At 41.1% G+C, this 20,212-nt stretch carries 15 protein-coding genes; 10 read left to right on the forward strand and 5 right to left on the reverse strand.

Translation table 11 applies throughout. The features are described 5' to 3' along the window. Nucleotides 1–112 precede the first annotated feature (112 nt). Nucleotides 113–1,129 carry a potassium channel family protein gene (locus tag FCR06_RS02825; RefSeq protein ID WP_138497342.1) on the reverse strand — a complete coding sequence of 339 codons (1,017 nt, stop codon included), beginning with the start codon at nucleotides 1,127–1,129 and terminating at the stop codon, nucleotides 113–115. A gap of 476 nt (nucleotides 1,130–1,605) precedes the next feature. Between FCR06_RS02825 and FCR06_RS02830 the strand changes: the two genes are divergently transcribed. The 7 genes from FCR06_RS02830 to FCR06_RS02860 all read left to right on the forward strand — a co-directional run bounded on the left by FCR06_RS02830 (nucleotide 1,606) and on the right by FCR06_RS02860 (nucleotide 12,514). Next, nucleotides 1,606–2,607 carry an RNA polymerase sigma factor gene (locus FCR06_RS02830; protein ID WP_138497343.1) on the forward strand — a complete coding sequence of 334 codons (1,002 nt, stop codon included), beginning with the start codon at nucleotides 1,606–1,608 and terminating at the stop codon, nucleotides 2,605–2,607. A gap of 244 nt (nucleotides 2,608–2,851) precedes the next feature. After that, nucleotides 2,852–3,139: a hypothetical protein gene (locus FCR06_RS02835; protein ID WP_138497344.1), complete on the forward strand. Its 288-nt coding sequence runs from the start codon at nucleotides 2,852–2,854 to the stop codon at nucleotides 3,137–3,139. A 421-nt stretch (nucleotides 3,140–3,560) separates the two neighbouring features. Further along, nucleotides 3,561–6,227 (forward strand): hypothetical protein, encoded by a 2,667-nt coding sequence (locus FCR06_RS02840; RefSeq protein WP_138497345.1) that lies wholly within the window; start codon nucleotides 3,561–3,563, stop codon nucleotides 6,225–6,227. 515 nt (nucleotides 6,228–6,742) lie between these two features. Further along, on the forward strand, nucleotides 6,743–8,026 hold the full coding sequence (locus FCR06_RS02845; protein WP_138497346.1) for an aspartate aminotransferase family protein: 1,284 nt from the start codon (nucleotides 6,743–6,745) through the stop codon (nucleotides 8,024–8,026). A 332-nt stretch (nucleotides 8,027–8,358) separates the two neighbouring features. After that, on the forward strand, nucleotides 8,359–8,997 hold the full coding sequence (locus tag FCR06_RS02850; protein ID WP_138497347.1) for a hypothetical protein: 639 nt from the start codon (nucleotides 8,359–8,361) through the stop codon (nucleotides 8,995–8,997). Nucleotides 8,998–9,149: 152 nt separating this feature from the next. After that, nucleotides 9,150–9,956: a pentapeptide repeat-containing protein gene (locus FCR06_RS02855; protein ID WP_138497348.1), complete on the forward strand. Its 807-nt coding sequence runs from the start codon at nucleotides 9,150–9,152 to the stop codon at nucleotides 9,954–9,956. Between the two features lie 857 nt (nucleotides 9,957–10,813). Further along, entirely contained in the window at nucleotides 10,814–12,514 is a 1,701-nt protein-coding gene (locus FCR06_RS02860; protein WP_138497349.1) for a fasciclin domain-containing protein, read from the forward strand. Between the two features lie 443 nt (nucleotides 12,515–12,957). On the opposite strand, the gene FCR06_RS02865 is transcribed toward FCR06_RS02860, so the two are convergent. Then, nucleotides 12,958–14,481, reverse strand: a complete 1,524-nt coding sequence (locus tag FCR06_RS02865) for a SulP family inorganic anion transporter (RefSeq protein WP_138497350.1) — start codon at nucleotides 14,479–14,481, stop codon at nucleotides 12,958–12,960. 539 nt (nucleotides 14,482–15,020) lie between these two features. After that, nucleotides 15,021–16,520, reverse strand: coding sequence for an ABC transporter permease subunit (locus tag FCR06_RS02870; RefSeq protein ID WP_138497351.1), 1,500 nt, complete (start codon nucleotides 16,518–16,520; stop codon nucleotides 15,021–15,023). 147 nt (nucleotides 16,521–16,667) lie between these two features. Between FCR06_RS02870 and FCR06_RS02875 the strand changes: the two genes are divergently transcribed. Both FCR06_RS02875 and FCR06_RS32360 read left to right on the forward strand, forming a co-directional pair. Further along, on the forward strand, nucleotides 16,668–17,432 hold the full coding sequence (locus tag FCR06_RS02875) for an amino acid ABC transporter ATP-binding protein (protein ID WP_138497352.1): 765 nt from the start codon (nucleotides 16,668–16,670) through the stop codon (nucleotides 17,430–17,432). Nucleotides 17,433–17,445: 13 nt separating this feature from the next. Continuing rightward, nucleotides 17,446–17,658: a hypothetical protein gene (locus FCR06_RS32360; protein WP_189523303.1), complete on the forward strand. Its 213-nt coding sequence runs from the start codon at nucleotides 17,446–17,448 to the stop codon at nucleotides 17,656–17,658. Nucleotides 17,659–17,853: 195 nt separating this feature from the next. Here FCR06_RS32360 and FCR06_RS02885 read toward each other — a convergent pair whose 3' ends face one another. Together FCR06_RS02885 and lipB are read right to left on the reverse strand one after the other, a co-directional pair. After that, complete coding sequence (locus FCR06_RS02885; RefSeq protein WP_138497353.1) at nucleotides 17,854–18,054, reverse strand: hypothetical protein; 201 nt, start codon at nucleotides 18,052–18,054, stop codon at nucleotides 17,854–17,856. 192 nt (nucleotides 18,055–18,246) lie between these two features. After that, the gene (gene lipB, locus FCR06_RS02890; RefSeq protein WP_138497354.1) at nucleotides 18,247–18,930 is read right to left on the reverse strand and encodes a lipoyl(octanoyl) transferase LipB; all 684 of its coding nucleotides are present in this window, start codon (nucleotides 18,928–18,930) and stop codon (nucleotides 18,247–18,249) included. Between the two features lie 610 nt (nucleotides 18,931–19,540). Here lipB and hpf point away from each other — a divergent pair. Next, nucleotides 19,541–20,179 (forward strand): ribosome hibernation-promoting factor, HPF/YfiA family, encoded by a 639-nt coding sequence (gene hpf / locus FCR06_RS02895; RefSeq protein ID WP_138497355.1) that lies wholly within the window; start codon nucleotides 19,541–19,543, stop codon nucleotides 20,177–20,179. Nucleotides 20,180–20,212 lie beyond the last annotated feature (33 nt).

Below are 20,212 nucleotides of genomic sequence, written 5' to 3' on the forward strand. Positions count from 1 at the left end.
AGTGTTAACCGTCAACAGTCAACAACAATAAAGAGTGTTTATCTAATTTAGGCGCGCATCAGCTTAGTTGGTAAATAAGTAAAACGATACGAATAGTATTACAATCTTAACGTCAGCTATTTTTTGGTCGTCGTAATTGCTTGGAATTAATCGGGCCAAGAATTTTGTTGAGGTCACGCAACTGCTCAGCTGTACCCATACAGATTAGACGGTCTTGAGACATTAACATCGTATCGCCGGTGGGGCCACCGATTAAAGTACCATCAAGGCGGCGAATTGCCAGAACTAATGCCCCAGTTTGCGATCGCAATCTCGCTTTTTGTAAAGTTTGACCGACAAAAGGACAAAAAGCTGGTTCAAGTAAAAATTCTTCCATATATAACTGGCGGTCTGCGCCTGCCAGAATCCCATCTACAAAGTCCAAAACTTGTGGTCTGAGAGCCGCAGCAGCCATGCGCTTCCCTCCAGTAATATAGGGCGATATCACTTCATCTGCACCACCGCGTTGTAGTTTCACCAAAGCTTCTTCTGTACTTGCGCGAGCGATTGCCCGAATTTCTGGATTAAGTGTTTTTGCTGATAAAACTGTGTATAAATTTTCAGCATCAGAAGGCAACGCTGCAACCAGGCAAATCGCCCTTTCAATACCAACTTTCAAAAGCGTATCATCTAGGGTTGCATCACCTTGGTATACTGTGTAACCCTCGACTTGTGCCCTTTGCACAGATTCTATCTCCGAATCAATCACTACAAAAGATACACCTTCTGCCCGAAATTCCTTGGCGATTTGACGACCAGTCCGACTAAAGCCACAGATAATGTAGTGTTCTGATAGGGATTCCATTAACCGCCTCTGCTGTTGTAGTCGAATTCCTTGTTGAAAATAGCCTTGAATGATTGCTTCTGTAAATCTGTTGACAATGTAACCGATATTAACTACGCCTAACAAAATCAGGGCAATTGTAAACAACCGTCCTCGGTTACCGAGTGGGTGTGTCTCTCCATACCCCACAGTAGCTAAGGTGATGACAGTCATATAAGCTGCATCTTCCCATGACCAACCCTCTATAATCCGGTACCACAAAGTACCAAAAAGGAAAACACCACCAAGAGCGATCGCTCCAGCCAATAATTCCTTTTGGATACGTTGATATTTTTGCTCAAGAGTTGAGAATGACGTATAAATAGTACTTTGGGCCTATATTTTTGAGTTTTGTACTAACTTTATAGTATTTAGCCTAATGAGCAAAGAGGACAAACAAGCAAAGGGAAAACCCCGTAGACAAATTTAGTTTCAGGTACGTCCTTTTTGTCCATAGTTTTTTCCAAATAGCAGAATTCTATTGATCGCTTCACCAAATTTTTAGGTTTCTGGAGTTACTTGATACTGCGGATGTGTAGAAGTATTAAATTCTCTTAAATATTCTTTAATTTGGGGCAGTAATTTCACTGAGGATACACCTAAAGAAGGATGTTAGATTTGCAGCGTAGATTACTACCTCACTATTCAACTTCTAAACCACATTTTCTACTCAAACCCTTAGCAAATCAGTAATTGCAGGCATTAATTTCGCATGAAGTAGATACAGTACCCGGTCAGGAGTTATGTCAAATTATCAATCAGTGGTTGCATCAGCTACATCTAACCTGAGGAATAATTCTGAAGATTTAGGGAAAAGGTTTTGGCAACAATGGCAGCAATATCGAGATTATTTTTATCGTTGCTGTCTCAAGTGGATGAGTGGGAACCCAACAGATGCTGAAGATGCGCTGAGTCGGGCGATGCTCAGGGCTTGGGAAAAGGTGCAAAAGTATGTGGGGGAAATTGTTAATTTCAAAGCATGGCTGACAAGACTAACTCATAATCTCTGCGTGGATATTTATCGAGAACGCGATCGCTGTGCCAAAAGAGTTGAGAATATAGAAGCGATTCCAGAGGAACAAGGACTGGTTTCCTCTGACGATACGCCAGAAAGGGCAATAGAGACAGACGAAAAAAGGATTGTAATTCGTCGTGCCATTGATAACTTACCCACTAGGCTGCACGAGACATTTATCCTACATTTTTATCGGGAACTCTCTTATCCAGAAATTGCCCAACAGCAAGAGATTTCCTATCAGAACGTCTGCAAGCGGATCTCCGAGGCGCGAGGAATTTTGCGAGAGGAGTTGAGGGGATATTTTATCGGCGAACATACAACTGATACAGATTTAACGGTTTCATCAGCTGCAATACGGGAAATATCTAAAGGGAATGTGGCAGTTGAAGCAATTGTGGGCGAGACGGTGACATTTTCTGTTGCGGTGGAGGAAGTGGAGATTTTTGTTGGTGAGTCACCGCAGAAGGTAGTAGATGCCGTACAACAACAAGAGTCGGCTTTTATAGCTCCATTAGATGGGAAGTTAAAAGTAAAAAGAGATAATTGTCTGTCGGAAGAGGCGGCGCTCTGCGAATTGCAGCTTATACAGATTTTGACTTTGGCACGACTTGATGAAGAAACTGAATATCCCCAACTATCCCGTTCTCCTCCTTTGTATCGTTTCCTCGATTTTCAATCCTTTATCAGCAGTATGCCGGGGATAAAGATGAGGATTTGTTTGTTTTGAGTCAAACTTCTTCCAAATCGAGTTAGAGAAAAATGCCTTTAGCTCAAAAATTTCAGAAATAGATTACTCAAATCGTCTGAACTGTAAGTAAGTGGGCGTGAATAATTAAACGTTTTTAGTAAGGACTAAAGCCTTTGCTAAAAACAAATTTAATTAATTTTACATTGCCTAGCATAGTTTGATTTGTTCTTGTCCATTTACTTAGAAAACAAATGCTAAACAACACGCAAAAGGAAACACAAAAATGAAAAAAATAAAAGCAATAGTATTAGCCGTTTTAATGGCGATTACAGTGTGGATGGGAATGGTAGGACATACTGAGGCGAGTCTGGCTACACCAAAAGAAACTGCTGCTTCCAATGCCTCAGCTCCCCCTCCCGTCCGAAAACCAAAGGTTACATTAAACCCTGTCAACACTGCTCCCCCAAAAGTCCTACCCACTAACTATCCACTGAGACCTGGTATAGATCCAAACACAGGTAGACCAGTAAAACTTCCCCCAATAAATAAAACTAATGACAATAGTGTGTAGGTTGTGTTGAAACTGTTGGGGATGAAGATGAGGGTTCATCTCTTTTACGAGAAGATATTTCATCATAAGCTAATCGTCATTTATTTTCCGCAATGATTCTGTAGTAAGCGGCTCCAACCAAGGTTACATGCAGCTTGAATGCTCATTAGCTTATGAAAGCAGATGGGAAGTAGGGGGCAATTCTTCAGATAATGCCCCCTTTTTGTTTTGAACGACGTGCGATGCGATCGCATTTTTAGTCTCCGAAATGCTTCTGGTACTTGAAGCTAGTTTCATAGCGTGCATCAAGGTAGGACAAAAAGTCTCTACATCAAAATATTCAGAAATTGTATTTGGGTTCCTCTTAAATACAAGGACTGTTTTCACAGCGAATTATTTCAGACCTATCCTCAATTAAAACAATAACTAAGGAGTTGAATTCATGGAGAGACAAGAAGCAATCATGGAGATGATTTACAACAAGATCAACGAGATGATCGGGGCTGGAAGCCAGCTATTTTGTATGCAATTTCCAGCGCAACCGCTGAACTATCGCCAGTTTCAATATGACACAAGCGACAGGAATAGCTCGATGACAAAACCCTATGCAGTTCAAGAAGCGGAATTCCGTCTGTCAGATGAACTTTTTGATATTTCTCCAATCACCGCAGGAGCGAATGGTGAAAAGTTATCAGTTGTTTACAACACTCTAGTAAACAACTTCATTCCCAAGTTAGAACACTTAGCTCCGTTTATCAAAGATCGAGCAGGTCTTGGTAGTTTTTTGTTAGGGGAAAGTGATGAAAAAGATCAGGATGGGAAGCCGATATCCCGGATTGAACTGTGCAAACGGCTTTATAAAGAATATCTAGATAAGAAAAATCAATGGAATGAAGAGAAAACTGCAAAATTTCAGGCATATAAACTGAATAACGATCTTGATGGCTATGCCAAATGGCAAAGTAGTTACGGACTTGTGCGTTTAGAAGAATTGAACAGCCACTATAACAATGTTGTTGTTAGAGGTCATCTGCATGAAGTTTTAACAATTCTAGGTTATATGAATGCTTCATCAATTGCCGAAGAACTGGAGCTAGGGAAGCAAAAGATGCGAAACTCAGCTAGGTCATCCATTGATGAATCAATGACAGTTTATCCAGTGCAATTTCAACCAAATAATTGGTTTAAAGCTCTAACTCCAAATCTTAACCCACAGGATTTGACGATGGCTCAAGAATCCATTCGGGATCAGTATGTAGCCAAACAGCGAGAACTGTCGCGTGCCAAGGCAGAGTTACAGCAGATGGAGCTATTATCTTTTAATCAAGACGAAATTGAGCGCATAGACAAAAGGATCGGCGAGTATAAACAGAAAATCAATAAAGCAGAATCCCAATTGATTGGCAAATATGGTGAAAGTGTAGTTAGTCTTGCCAAAACTTATTTCAAGGCAACAAGTATTGCGGCAAAAATATCAGGAGTCGTTGATGAAGATCTAGATAAACCGCTTGTTGATATTGCTCTTCCAAACACTACTAACGATACAAATGCTACAAAGGAGCAAGGTAACTCTGAGAATACAAATAATGGAAGCAAGCCTGGTTTGATGAAGGACGTAGCAAGAATGCTTGGTGCAGTTGATTTTTCTGACACTGCTATGAGCGTCTTAGGTGAAGGGGTAAATGGGATAAGTGCAATCTCTCAATATCAAGCTAATCTGAATAATTTACTTTCAAATCTTACAGAGTTAAGAGCCAAAAAAGCACAACTTGAATCACGCGATTGGAAATTTAATAAAGCCAGCTTAGAGCAACGAATTAAAGACCTATGCATTGAGGTGAATGATTATAGCGATTTACTCGCAAAAGTTTATCAGGCAAATAATACTCCTCAACAAAATAATGCGTCTCAAGTAAACAAGAGTTCTAAACGTATTTTCGTAACTGGAAAAATTGAGAATAGCAAATTAACTTATACCATTAAGATTCCAACAACTTTAACTGGGGGAACTTTTGTATTAAAAATAGGCAGCAATTCTCTCGATCCTATAAAAGTTACTACTTTGTCTTCTGAAGACATGAGGGCAATTCAACAGAAACTTAATTCAATTTTCTCTATCACTGACACAGATGTAAAATATGATAATAACGTTTTGACTCTTACCATATCAGGACAGAGCAATGTATTGGCACATGACACGCAAGAAGAAGCTTTAGAGCCAAAACCAACAGAAAGTACAGCACCACTACCTCAGGGGGAACTAAGTATTTTGTCAACACCTCAAACAGAAGCTGATGCTGAGGTTAGTGGAATGTTTACCGACATCGTGCTGAAAATCAGCGACTCTAAGGTTCAAGCTAGCACAACCCAACAAAGCTCAGCAAATAATAGTAAGTGGAGTGTCAATACATGGTTTACTTCTGCTGCTGGGCAATCTAGTTCTTCAAGTGCCAGTACTGAGCAGCAGAAAAGTTTTTTCAATCAAGAAATGGAAATTGGCTTTCGAGTCGCTAAAGTCTCCTTTGACCGTGGCGGTTGGTTTAACCCACAAATATTCAAAATGTCTCATGCATTTTCTAGGCTAGCTGACGTCCGCGTATCGCCAGGACTGTCTATAGACGACATTAAAAATAAGGATCAAAAATTTCTAAAAGAGCTGACTGAATACAAGGCGGAAAATGAAAGAAATGACAAAAAGTACAAATATATTCTGCCAGCCTTTCCGGTGGCAATGGTAATTGCAAAGGATATTACTATAAAAGTGAAAAAAACTGAAGAAATCAGCAAAAATGCAAAATCAGTGGTCGATAATTCCAGCTCGAGTAGGGGTGGTTTTCTTTGCTTCTCATCTGCCAGTGCTTCATCAAGCAAAAATTCTTCGGAGTCTACATTCCACGGGGCACATGGCGAACATTACTATATTCGCATCCCTGGTCCACAAATTATCGGCTACTTTCTACAACTTGTTCCGCAAGATAATTCTAGTCTCTATAAGCCCAACACTGACGAGAATGGCGACAGCCCAATCTTAAAAGCATTTGAAGTTTATAATAAAGCCAAAGAACAAGCTAAAGAAGTTATGCAAGACGAAGACGACTTTGCTGAATAATTATTGATAACGTTTCTTAAGCAACTGAGGTAACCAAATCTTTTTTAACAAAGTTAGTAGCTTTGAAAACATACCTCACTAGGTCGATAACCGCATAAAGCAATTAGCCTTAAATAGCGTTGCTGAGTATTGTAAAAACTACTCAGCAACGCTAGTTGCTAAATACCCCATAAAATAGTATCAGCAATCTTTTTACTCTGTTCGCAGATACAGCGATCGCACAGCACTCTTCTTTGATTACAGCAAGTGCGTTAGCATCAGCATAGTGAACATTCGCTAATTATCGACGAAAAAGCCGATCTCGTGACTCGAGCGCAGACAAAGCTTGCGTAAATTGCTACGTATCCGTTAAATTACTTATGTGATGTCAAGCGATCGCCCCTCATTAATTGGAGTCAAAAAGCATGGGCGATTCACGAAGCGATCGGGCTTTGAGAAAATAAAAAGTAATTTTTGGCGATTTCTAGGAAACTAGTAAATAACTATATAATGAAAAACTTCCAGGAGGAGCGGTAGTGAGCTTACAAACTCTAGTTGAACAAACCACCATCCCCCCAGATTCAGGGTCTTTAACATCTAGTCCCTTTAATGCAGATAGCTTTAATGAAGCTGTCATGTCTACCTATGGACGGTTTCCCTTAGCTTTAGAACGGGGTGCTGGGTGTCGGGTTTGGGATACACAGGGCCGGGAATATTTGGATTTTGTAGCGGGAATTGCCACTTGTACTTTAGGACATGCCCACCCAGCTATGGTAGAAGCGGTGACCCGCCAAATTCAAAAGCTGCACCATGTCTCTAATTTGTACTATATTCCCGAACAAGGTGAATTGGCAAAATGGATCGTTGAACATTCCTGTGCTGATCGCGTTTTTTTCTGTAACTCTGGAGCTGAAGCTAACGAAGCGGCAATTAAACTAGCCCGAAAATACGCCCACACAGTATTAGACATTGAAAAACCGATTATTTTAACTGCCAATGCAAGTTTCCACGGACGGACTTTAGCAACCATTACCGCTACGGGACAGCCAAAGTATCAAAAGTACTTCGATCCCTTGATGCCTGGATTTCATTACGTAAATTACAACGATATTAACTCTCTAGAACTGGCGATTAGCGAGTTGGATGAAGGCGATTATCGTGTAGCGGCGATTCTGATTGAGCCATTGCAAGGAGAAGGCGGTGTGCGTCCGGGAGACATTGCTTATTTCAAGAAGCTACGGCAGATTTGCGATGAAACCGGGATTTTACTAATTTTTGATGAAGTGCAAGTTGGCATGGGTCGCAGTGGTAAGCTGTGGGGTTACGAACATCTGGGGGTAGAACCGGATATTTTTACCAGTGCTAAAGGCTTAGGTGGCGGTATCCCCATCGGTGCGATGATGAGCAAAAAATTCTGCGATGTTTTTCAACCAGGAGAACACGCTAGTACTTTTGGTGGGAATCCTTTTGTGTGTGGTGTAGCACTGAGTGTTTGCCAAACATTAGAGCGAGAAAATATCTTGCAGAATGTCCAAGATAGAGGCGAACAGTTACGAACTGGATTAAAAGCGATCGCCGCTAAATATCCTCATCACATTATTGAAGTTCGGGGTTGGGGTCTAATCAATGGTTTAGAGTTGCGAGCTGACGTTGCGCTAACCGCAGCCGATGTAGTTAATGCTGCCATCAACGAGGGTCTATTGCTTGTACCAGCTGGGCCAAAAGTCATCCGATTTGTACCACCATTGATTATCACAGAAGCCGAAGTAAATACTGCTTTGCAAGCTGTGGAGCGAGCAATAGCGATCGCCACCAACTAGGTAATCTGCAAAATCTAGTAGTTCTTACTTCGATACAACACAACAGCAGTTGATGTGTTTCAAAATGTCAGTTTGAGTGCTAATATCTTCAAGCTAGAGGGGAAAGTTCATTGAACTTTCCTCTTGCTATTTCTACTTATTTTGTCTGATAAAACTTGTACAATTATCAAGGCAGTTTTTATTATCAGGTACTTCTTGGGTGTAAGATTTATCGACAGCAAAATTTTTCTATTTTGTGTTTTTCCATCCTTCATTTGTGGCCAAAATACCACAAGTTAGGCGCTTATATCGTGCAATAGATAACTTTTACCTCATGATTGGAGAGCAAAATCTTGGGAATAGAACTACGCAGTTTTGTGTTTCTCGACAGCCTGCAACCTCAACATGCAGCATATATGGGAACAGTAGCCCAAGGTTTCTTACCATTACCAGGAGATACATCGCTGTGGATTGAAATCTCACCTGGCATTGAAATTAATAAAATTACGGATGTAGCCCTAAAAGCTGCTTCTGTGCGTCCGGGAGTACAAGTAGTTGAACGTCTATATGGCCTATTAGAAGTTCATTCTGGCTCTCAAGGTGAAACCCGAGCTGCCGGTCAAGCCATTTTGGCAACACTGGGAGTCCGAAGAGATGAATGTCTCAAACCGCGTGTTGTTTCTAGTCAAATTATCCGCAACATCGATGCTTACCAAACGCAACTTATCAATCGCACGCGCCGGGGACAGCTTCTATTAGCAGGGCAAACCTTATATGTATTAGAGGTAGAGCCAGCTGCTTACGCCGCCTTAGCTGCAAATGAAGCAGAGAAAGCGGCAGCGATTAATATTCTTGAAGTGCAAGCTGTAGGCAGTTTTGGACGGCTTTACTTAGGCGGAGAAGAACGAGATATTCTCGCAGGTGCAGCAGGAGCTTTAGCCGCCATTGAAAGTATACCTGGTCGAAATCGTGAAAGTGGACGTCAGGAATGAAGAGTGGTGAATTGTGAAGTTGGGAGATGAGGAGATGGGGAGATTAGGAGATGGGGAGAGAATTTCATCTCATGATCCCATCGCTTCTAACTCCTCAGTGTTAACTTTTAACTCAGCATTAAGTAAAGCACTCAGTTGATAAAGGAGAGAAAATGGCAAATCAAGAGCATCTGGTTTTACTCAAAGCAGGTGCGGTTACATGGACTGAGTGGAGAAAGAAAAATCCCGAGATTCAACCTGACCTCAGCGCCGCGAACCTCCAAGGAGATAATCTTAGAGGTGCAGACCTCCAAGGGGTAAACTTGAGCAAGGTAGATTTAACTAATGGTTTACTTGTGCGAGCAAACCTGAGCAATGCTGAACTCAGTGGCGCAAACCTCTACAAAGCCTTGCTGATTGAAGCTAATCTCACTGCTACTAATTTGAGTGTTGCTAACTTGAGCGGTGCTATACTTTCACAGGCAGATTTGAGTGATGCTAATTTGATTGGTGCTGACTTGAGTGAGGCGAATCTCACAGGTGCTACCATCGCTCATGCTAATCTGATTGGCACTGACTTAAAAGGCGCTAACTTAAGAGATGCCGATTTAGATGCAGCGAAACTGATTCGAGCTAACCTCTGTTTTGCCAACCTCATTGAAGCTAACTTGATTGCCGCTGATTTGGGCGAGGCCAGCTTATACGGGGCGGAAATGTTGGGGGCTTATCTTTACAAAACTGATTTGTACAAAGCTAATTTGACCAAGGCTCATCTGAGTGGTGCATATTTATTATCTGCTAACTTGAATGAGGCTGACTTGAGCCAAGCAGATTTAAGTTGGACTAACCTCAGACGAGCGAATTTAGCAGGGGCAAATCTGAGAAAAGCGAACCTCAGAGGAGCCGATTTGAGAGGAGCTAACCTGAGCGGTGTCAATTTTCAAGAAGCAATTATGCCTGACTCTTCTAAGCACAATTAGTCAATCAGGTATAGCACAAATCACCAGTCAGAATTGAGCAATTTTTTCAGCGATTAGTATACCTATAACAATTTTTCTTGAAGATTGAACATTCAACCATAATTACGATAAAACATTGCAAAACGCTTGTTTGTATTACTCATAGAGAGTTAGTCCGCCCTAGTTGCCCTTGTTGGATCAACCAGTGTGAGAAATCCCTGTTGGGAGCAGTGTTATACTCTGCCTATGACGCTTGTGCTGAGCGAAGCGCACGACGCAAATAAATTCTCAAATCAAAACTGATTACTATACTTGACTTTAAGACCTAATTTCTCTTTTGTCACTAGTCAAAAATCTGAGATTAATCAGCGTGGAAAATTTGGATTGCGATCGCTGGTTTTAACTCTAAGATTGTTAAATTTAGCATCAACGACAACTATCTAAAGAGTGAAAAATTTACCCCAAATTACAGCCATTAGTTAGTTGTGTAATTTATGTAATAGCTGAAAAATGTTACCTGTATCGCAAAGAGGTATTTTTTGTAAAATATTAATGAATCTAATGATGCATTAAGCTTGACTGAATTAACCTTTTTCAGCAATTATAAGGTCAGGGCTATTAAAAGTTAATTTTTATATTACTTAAATGTGATTCTCTGCTTGCTGAAATACCTGGATCTTTATAGATGCCTTTACGATTGCAATCTATCAGATGACCACAGTATCTCTTTTTATTCTTAGTGTTATCTGCGGTTCTGAAAAATCCCATAAAAAGCAAAAAGTAAAAAGATAAAAGTAATATTCAATTGATGTTTATTTTTTCTTTTGGCTTTTGAATCCTGCCTTTTACAGTCACTTTTTTTCCTGGAGGATATTGTAATGTCTAGTGTGTTTCGTGGGTCATCACTAAGGGTTGCTTTACTAGTTCTGGGAATGACAACTGCTATAGTAAGTCCTATCGTAATTTCTGCACCAGCCTTATCTCAAGACACTGTTCCAAGTACCACTCCATCCACTACACCAACTCCATCTGCCATACCATCACCAACTTCAACTGTTAACTTGTCAGATGTTACTTCAGATTATTGGGCAAGTCCATTTATTCAAGCTCTAGCTAGCAATAATGTAATTAGTGGCTTTCCTGATGGCAGCTTTAGACCCAATCAATCTGTGACTCGTGCCGAATTTGCTGCCTTAATTCAAAAAGCTTTCGGTAACCAAAACCGAGTTCGCCAATTAAGTGCGGGTGGATTCAGTGATGTTCCTGCTGGCTACTGGGCAGCTTCAGCAATTCAGAATGCCTATGAAATAGGCTTTTTGTCAGGTTATCCTGGAAATATATTTAGACCAAATCAACAAATACCTAAAGTAGAAGCCCTCGTTGCAATCAGCAATGGCTTAGGTTTATCTGCTAGCGATACAAGTACTCTTAATAACTACTACACTGACGCCTCAGCTATCCCCAATTATGCCGTTAATAGCGTAGCAGCAGCAACGCAAGCTAATCTTGTTGTCAACTACCCAGATATTAAACAACTTAACCCCCAGCAAGCCCTAACTCGTGCTGAAGCAGCTGCACTTTTATATCAAGCTTTAGTGAGACAGGGACGGATACAACCCATTGCTAGTAATTTGCCAGCCACTCAGTATATTGTCGGCGGAACTGGTGGCACTCAAACAGGTAAAGACATTGTTTCTTTGGCTGCATCCAGTAGTTCCTTTACAACTCTGACTTCTTTATTGAAAACAGCCGGTTTAGCAGACACTCTTCAACAACCCGGCCCTTATACAGTTTTCGCTCCTACCGATCAAGCATTTGCTGCTCTACCTGCTGCTACTCTAGAACAATTGCAGCAACCACAGAACAGAGAAGCATTGGTTAAGATTTTGAGTTATCACGTAGTTCCTGGTGCGGTAACTTCTAGTCAACTCTCGAACGGTGAGCTAAAAACCATTGAAGACAGACCTGTAAATATTCAAATAGATCGCACCAACAATCAAGTTGCAGTCAATAATGCTACAGTCATCCAGGCGGATGTCCCAGCCAGCAACGGTGTTATCTATGCAATTAACCAAGTCCTGATCCCACCTGATATTAACATCAGTCAGTTAAATCAGCCATCCCAAGGAGGAGGCACTAGTAATGGTGGAACATCTGTAGGTAGAGCTACTCGTGGTGGTAGAAGCTATATCGGAGTTGGTGGTAACATTGGTTTGACTGGCGGCGATACTGTAGGCGAAGGTAACTTTGCAGTCATCAGCAAACTTGGTCTAACAAACTACTTATCAGTGCGACCATCGGTATTGTTTGGGGACGATACGGTATTTCTGGTTCCCTTGACTTTAGATTTCACTCCACGCACAGGAGGTTCGGTAGGTCAACGAACCTTCACTATATCTCCTTACGTGGGCGCAGGCGTAGCTATTGAAGCTAACAACGATACTGATATTGGATTATTACTGACTGGTGGTGTAGACCTTCCTCTAGGTTCTCGATTCACATTGACAGGTGGTGTAAATGCTGCTTTTATGGATTCAACAGATGTTGGATTGCTATTAGGGATCGGCTACAACTTCTAAGCATTAGTGATATAAACGCCCTAACAAAGGGCGCGTTTTTTGCTCCCGTAACCCATCAAAGAAACATATTAGACCTGTTTAGAAAATCTAATAATCGAGGCAGGTCTATATTAGCAAAGATAAATTTGCTTGCTACTTTTTCAATTTCATGGTTACTTTCTTCCCATTCATCCCAAGATAATAATTCGTAATACTCGCCTCCGGCGAGAAGCAAGCTACGTAATGACGCTCGTTCCGACGCTCCTCCGTCGCTAACGCTTCGCTATCGCTAACGTAATTCGTAATTTTTTTAAAAAAGCCGACTATCTTTTATTGTGGGGTGGACATCTGTCCGCCTTTGGTTAGAAAGCCAACAGTTAAGCCATTTCTGGCTTAATTTGACACCAATGTACAGATGTGCACTCCTATAATGTGGTCTATTTTGCTAAAAATTGCTGTAGGTGCTACAGAGTAAATGGGTTGCGGTTGCGTTCTATCAAACGATCCCATTGCATAGTTAAGGTGCTTCCCATTTTTTCCTGTTGTTTTGCCCACATTGATAGTAGGTCGAGGCAAGAGTGATCTATATAAGCCAAGTCTTGTAAATAAACATGCAATTCACTTCCTGGAGGCACAAGGTCTAAAATGTTTGCCAATTTTGGTAGCCTAACAAATGTTGCTGCGCCTTGTAAATGAATGTCTATTCGCTGATTATTTTCGTGCTTAATAACGTGGATGTTCAGCACAGACATTTTGTGAATTAGTAAAATTCCTGTCAACAGAATACCAATCAAAACACCTGTAATCAGGTCAGCAACAACAATCGTTGCTAAGGTGACAAAAAATATTGCCAGAGGAAAACGTCCATACTTTTTTAACTGGCGAATATGTTCTACTTCGATTAGTTTGTAACCAGTAAAAACTAAAATTGCTGCCAAACTAGAAATGGGAATTATTTTCAGCAAGCCTGGGGCTGCAATCACTAAAATTAAGAGCCATAGTCCGTGAAGCATCGTCGATAATCTCGTTTTAGCACCGGCTTCTACGTTTACAGAACTGCGGGCTATGACTCCTGTCATCGGTAAAGCACCCAGGAACCCACAGATAATATTGCCAATTCCTTGGGCTGTTAATTCGCGATCAAAATTGGTTCTTCGACCGGTATGCAGTCGATCTACCGCTACGGCTGAAAGCAAACTTTCTGTACTAGCAATGAATGCAATCACGATCGCATCCAGCAAAACCGATCCCTGAATTAAGCGTGGGAAGCTGGCTGGTGTTGGTAATTGAATTGCTTGTACTAAATTTGCAGGTACATCAACATACTGAATCGGTAATCGATATACTGTGGCGATCGCAGTGCCAATTACAACGCCCACAAGCGCACCAGGTATCAACTTCAAACTCCTGGGTTTAAATTTTTCCCATAGCAGAAGACTGATAATAGTTGTTATGCCGATGAATGCTGCAATGTGATGAGCGCTACCATCAATCGGAAACAAAGCTTTGTAAATGGTGTTGGGAATAGAAATTAAATTATCAATGCCATGTATACGCGGTTTGTCGTCTAGCATGACATGAAATTGGGAAGCGAAGATTAATACCCCAATACCTGCAAGCATTCCATAAATTACAGCTGGTGACATGGCGCGAAACAATTGCCCAAGTTTAAATTTACCTGCGAGTAATTGGATTAAACCCGCTAGCAGCAGAATTGGCCCAATCATTTCAATGCCATATTGTTGAACTATTTCGGCAACAATCACAGCTAGCCCAGCAGCAGGGCCGCTAACAAGCAAAGGAGAACCAGAAACAGCACCAACAATAATTCCGCCTACTATTCCTGTAACTAAGCCGCGAGATGGCGGAAGTCCCGAAGCGATCGCAATACCCATACAAAGAGGGAGGGCGACAAGAAATACCACAAATGATGCTGGTACTTCACTAGTAAATGAGTATTTGTCTGTAATTGCTTTCAAATTTCTCATTTGCTTCTCCTCCAATAAAAAGTTTTTAATTTTTGACTAGACAAACTRAACCATTACAATGCAGCGGAAACTATGCTTGCATTGAATAGTTCAAACATATAGCAGGAGGCAGGAGGCAGAGGGCAGGAGGCAGGAGGTAAAACTATTGCTAACTCTCTTCTTTCACCCCATCCTTGTGTCCTAAAGGGTGTGACTACGGCTATATTTACTAAGTTTTAATTACCGTATAGTTTTACTGATAATATATTCAGCCCTCACATCCCAAACACGAAATCATTAAGCTCAATCAAATTGTATTTATAGCTACCATTTACATTTCTTAATGATTTACAAACCCATGATAACAGTAGGTCTATCTAATTGATAAGAGATAACTTTTTCTATTCGATTTGCAGCCAAATGTAAAGTAAATCTAGACAATAACTTAGATTCGCGAGAAAAAAGGTATAATCCATCTTCCTATAGTTTGAGTTTTCATAGCTTTCTAGGCATATTGATTGTCATTCCCTAGTTTTTGAGAAACGATTTTTGCAAGTCCCCTAGCGTTTGACGGGATTCATCCAAGCTTCTAATCGGCTAAAAGCTTGGGAAGAAAGTAGCGTCAAACATAAATAAACCACTGCCACACCCGTGTAAATTTCAAAAGCGCGATAGTTGTCAGCAACAATTAGCTGTCCTTTGCGGAACAATTCTTCAAAACCAATAACTGCAACTAAACTTGTATCTTTTAACAAACTGATAAATTCATTACCCAAAGGTGGAATCATCCGCCGGAAAGCTTGGGGAAAAATCACATAACTCATGGTTTGCACAGGAGTTAAACCTAGTGATTGTGCTGCTTCAGCTTGTCCTGTTTCAATCGATTGAATCCCAGCCCGCACAACTTCAGCAATATAAGCAGCGCTATTCAAACTTAAAGCAATGACTCCCGCAACTAGGCGATCAAAAGTAAATGTCAAACCAAATTCTTGGAAAATTGCTGGTAACCCGAAGTAAATCATAAAAATTTGCACCAGCAAAGGTGTTCCCCGGAAAAAATCTACATACGCCCTCGCTATCCAACGCACAGGTGCAATATGAGAAAGGCGGACAATACCAATCAAGGAACCACCAATCAAACCAAACACTACAGAAAGTATCGTCAATTGCAAGGTTACCAAAGTACCCTGCAATAGAGTTGGAACAGCCTGCAAAATCACGCTAATTGAAGTTAATATTTTGGGTGTACCAGCGTTAGTTTGATTTTCAAACGATGATTTAGCTGGTAATGATGGCGGTTCGGCTTTAAACCATTTTTGGTAAATTTGGGCATAAGTGCCATTTTTCAAAACTTTATCCAAACCATCATTGATTAATGCCAAATAAGGCGAATTTTTCGCTGTACCAATTCCATAAAACTCCTCTGTCAGCAATTGCTGTACAACTTTAATTTCCTGCAAATTGCCCGTATTAATGGCATATAAAGTCACAGGTGCATCATTAATTACCGCATCTACATTTCCATTAACCAATTCTTGTAAAGCTAAAGGTGCTGAATCAAAACTGCGAATTTGCACCCCAGGAATACTTTTAGCTTTTGCGGCACCAGTTGTACCAATTTGGACGGCAATTTTTTTATTTTTGAGACTATCAAAGCCAGTGATATTTTGATTATCGGTGCGGATGGCGATCGCCAACCCCGCTTTAAAATAAGGACGGGAAAAAGAAATTGTTTTCGCCCTTTCCTCGGTAATCGTAATCGAACTAATGGCAGCATCTACCGTTTTGGCTTGGAGTGCTGGGATAATGCCATCAAAAGGCAAACTTTGAAAATTAACTTTAAAGTTAGCAGCAGTGGCGAGCGCATTCATCAAATCAATGGAAAATCCTTGTAACTCACCACCTTTTCCTTGAAACTCGAAAGGTGGAAACGCCGGTTCGGTAGCAATTCGCAGAGTTTTCCCCGCGCCGGGATTTGCACTACAGCCAGTCAGTAACAAACAGCTAAAACTTAGAATTACAGATAAGTGCAGCCAACGGATAAAACCAAATTTAGACATGTTATTTTCTCTCCCTCTGCGCTTTGTGCGCCTCTGCGGTTCGTTGAAGTTATGCCAGCCAAGAAATATTCTGAGGCGTTTTTTAGAACTGCTGCGGGTCTACGTTAAAAACACTACAATCAACTCTAGAGCAGCTTGACACACTCAATGAACAATTCTATCCCCGCGATTATTTTTGACAATATCGAAAAAAGCTTTGGTTCCTTAAAAGTCCTCAAAGGAATCACAGGCGAAATCAAACGGGGAGAAGTTGTTGCAGTTATTGGTTCTTCAGGCTGTGGTAAAAGTACGCTCCTGCGCTGCTTCAACCGCTTAGAAAAGATTGACAATGGACGCTTGATAGTTAACGGGATCGATATATCGCAACCCACTGTCAACTATAGCCAACTGCGGCAACTGCGGACACAGGTAGGTATGGTTTTTCAGCAATTCAATTTGTTTCCCCATCTAAGTGTTTTGGAGAACATGACACTCGCGCCACGTAAAGTCTTGGGGAAAACACCGAAAGAAAGCGCCCAACTAGCAGGTTTATATCTAGAAAAAGTCGGTCTATTTGACAAAGCCTCTGCTTATCCCGAACAACTTTCTGGCGGACAAAAACAACGAGTAGCGATCGCCCGTAGTTTATGTATGAATCCGCAGATCATGTTATTCGATGAACCTACCAGCGCCTTAGATCCGGAACTGGTTGGCGAGGTTCTCCAAGTGATGCAACAATTAGCAACAGAAGGGATGACAATGGTGGTTGTCACCCATGAAATGCAGTTTGCTAAAGAAGTAGCGCATCAAGTGATATTTTTAGATAAAGGTATTGTGGCAGAACAAGGATCAGCCTACGAAGTTCTCACCAATCCGCAAAGCGATCGCCTGCGTACTTTCCTCAGTCGCCTCCAAATAATTCGTAATTCGTAATTCGTAATTCGTAATGACGCTCGTTCCGACGCTCGTTCCGACGCTCGTTCCGACGCTCGTTCCGACGCTCGTTCCGACGCTCGTTCCGACGCTCGTTCCGACGCTCGTTCCGACGCTCGTTCCGACGCTCGTTCCGACGCTCGTTCCGACGCTCGTTCCGACGCTCGTTCCGACGCTCGTTCCGACGCTCGTTCCGACGCTCGTTCCGACGCTCGTTCCTCGCTAACGCTTCGCTATCGCTAACGCTTCGCTATCGCTAACGCTTCGCTATCGCTAACGCTTCGCTATCGCTAACGCTTCGCTATCGCTAACGCTTCGCTATCGCTAACGCTTCGCTAACGTAATTCGTAATTAAAGACTTCTTTTAAGCTGCCTACTTTTGTACAAACGCGATTAATCGCATCTACCCACTCCCTATTCTTTACAGATATTCACGTAAGAAGTCAAAGGGGTCATCTTCCCAGCAAGGTTCAGGTATCAGCCAAAACAAATTAGTGTGGATGTCGTCTTCAATTTCATCACCATCATCTCTGTCAAAGAGTTCTATTAAAGCTGTCCAATCACGCTCTCTAAGTGATGTTAACGATGGGGTATATACCTGGAAATTAGTTGGGTAATTCACGCGCTAATTTGTAATTTAATGATACAAAATGCTAGTTTAATACTTTTTAAATAATTAGCTTCTAACTTTGATAACTCTAATTCAATAGATACTTTGATGCTATGGTCGATAGATGACTCCTACGAGTGTCTCACAATTTAAATCAAACTGGTATAGTATTTATTACATAATTTGCAGCTGAATTTATTTATACTAAAAAAATTCTTTAGGCTGTGATTCTACTATTTCTACTCCAAACACTTCTGCAAAGCACTGTGCTACATAAAAACGCACTTCTTCGCAAGTAATACTCGGAATCCATTCGGCTAAACTGCCTACAGGTTTATCAGAAATTCCACAGGGTACAATGCGCTCAAAGCCTGTCATATCCGGACAAACATTTAATGCGAAGCCGTGCATCGTAATCCAACGGCTAACTTTAATCCCAATAGCTGCAACTTTTCGTCCTTGTAACCAAACACCAGTAAAAGCCGGAATTCTTTCTCCCTGCAATTTATAAACTGCCAATACGCGAATTAACACTTCTTCAAGTTGCCGTAAGTACCAATGCAGGTCTTTACTGTAACGTTGCAGATTTAAAATTGGATACCCCACCAATTGACCGGGACAATGGTAAGTAACTTCGCCACCTCGTTCGACTCTATGCACATCATACACATTTTTGTCAATATCAAATTTAAGAAAATCTGAGTTGGCTCCTTGTCCTAAAGTATAGACGGGGGGATGTTCTAGGAGAATCAACACGTCATCTAAATTGGGGTCATGGATGCGATCGCCTTGGAGCGATCGCTGCCATTCATGAGCTTCTAAGTAAGGCATTAACCCTTGGTTATACAGCAAACAACGGTTTTTGTGTAGTTTACTACTATGGCTCATACTAAAAATCAACTGTGTAAGGAATGAAATATATTTCAAGTTGCAGGAATGCAATCAAAAAATGTCAAGCTTTGCAAAGGATTTTAAAGGAAAGTCAAGGGAAGATGCATTAGAAAATACAAAATGCTAGCTTGAATATATAACCTCAATAGGTGTTAGGAGGAATTCTCTACAATCAGCATCAGACCAAAAGAATAGAAATGAATGCACTGGCTGATGACTTTAGTAACATTGTTTGCATTTGAAATAAAATCTACTTCTACAAGACTTGTGTTCTTTATCAACAGGGAGCAAACCTCAATCGAACACAAAAGGAGCAATTATCAACAGTTCTGTAAGTTTTGCTTTCAACGTAAAAGTAGTTACAGCTGCTACTGCTAAGATTTATTTAACAAAAAGTTCTAAGTGGATATCGAATTGGATATCAGCGCAGAGATGAGGAGGTAAATTAAGGATATACTTGGCAAAAACTCATATGCAGTCAGCTTAGAGACAGTTTAGCAGTAATACATCACAATCACAATTTGTTTTGGCAAAAGTGATAGACCTTAAACGGAACTTTTCATCCAAGGCAAATTCACACATCAAAATATTCAGCGGGAGAGTTTACATGAAGCTTGTCATCCACGGCAAAAATATTGAAATCACCGATGCAATTCGTGAGTATGTACATCAAAAAATTGAAAAAGCAGTTAGTCACTTTCAGAATATTACAAATGAAGTGGATGTGCATCTTAGTGTAGCGCGGAATCCCCGAATTAATCCTAGACAAGCAGCTGAAGTAACTATTTATGCCAATGGTAGCATCATCCGTGCGGAGGAAAGCAGCGAAAACTTATACGCCAGCATTGACTTAGTGGCAGATAAAATTGCCCGTCAACTGCGGAAATACAAAGAACGGCGTCAAGATCACAAAACTCATGCCCAACCAACAGAAGAAGTTGTTGCAGAGTCGGTAGTCACAGACTTGATTGGCGATCGCACTCCTGAACTACCCAACGAAGTAGTCCGCACTAAATATTTTTCCATGCCTCCGATGAACCTTGCAGAAGCTTTAGAACAACTGCAACTCGTAGGACATGACTTTTATATGTTCCGTAATGTTGAAACAGGCGAGATAAATGTCATTTACGAACGCAACCACGGTGGTTATGGTGTGATTCAACCACATGGTAATGGTCATACCAATGGTAAGAATGGTAAGTCAGCCAATATCAGCACATCAGAAAAGTCGCATTCGAGTAAATAAGGACTAGTGACTAGGGACTGGGGATTGGGGGCT

It is taken from the genome of Nostoc sp. PA-18-2419 (genome assembly GCF_005869855.1).
Lineage (GTDB): Bacteria > Cyanobacteriota > Cyanobacteriia > Cyanobacteriales > Nostocaceae > Nostoc.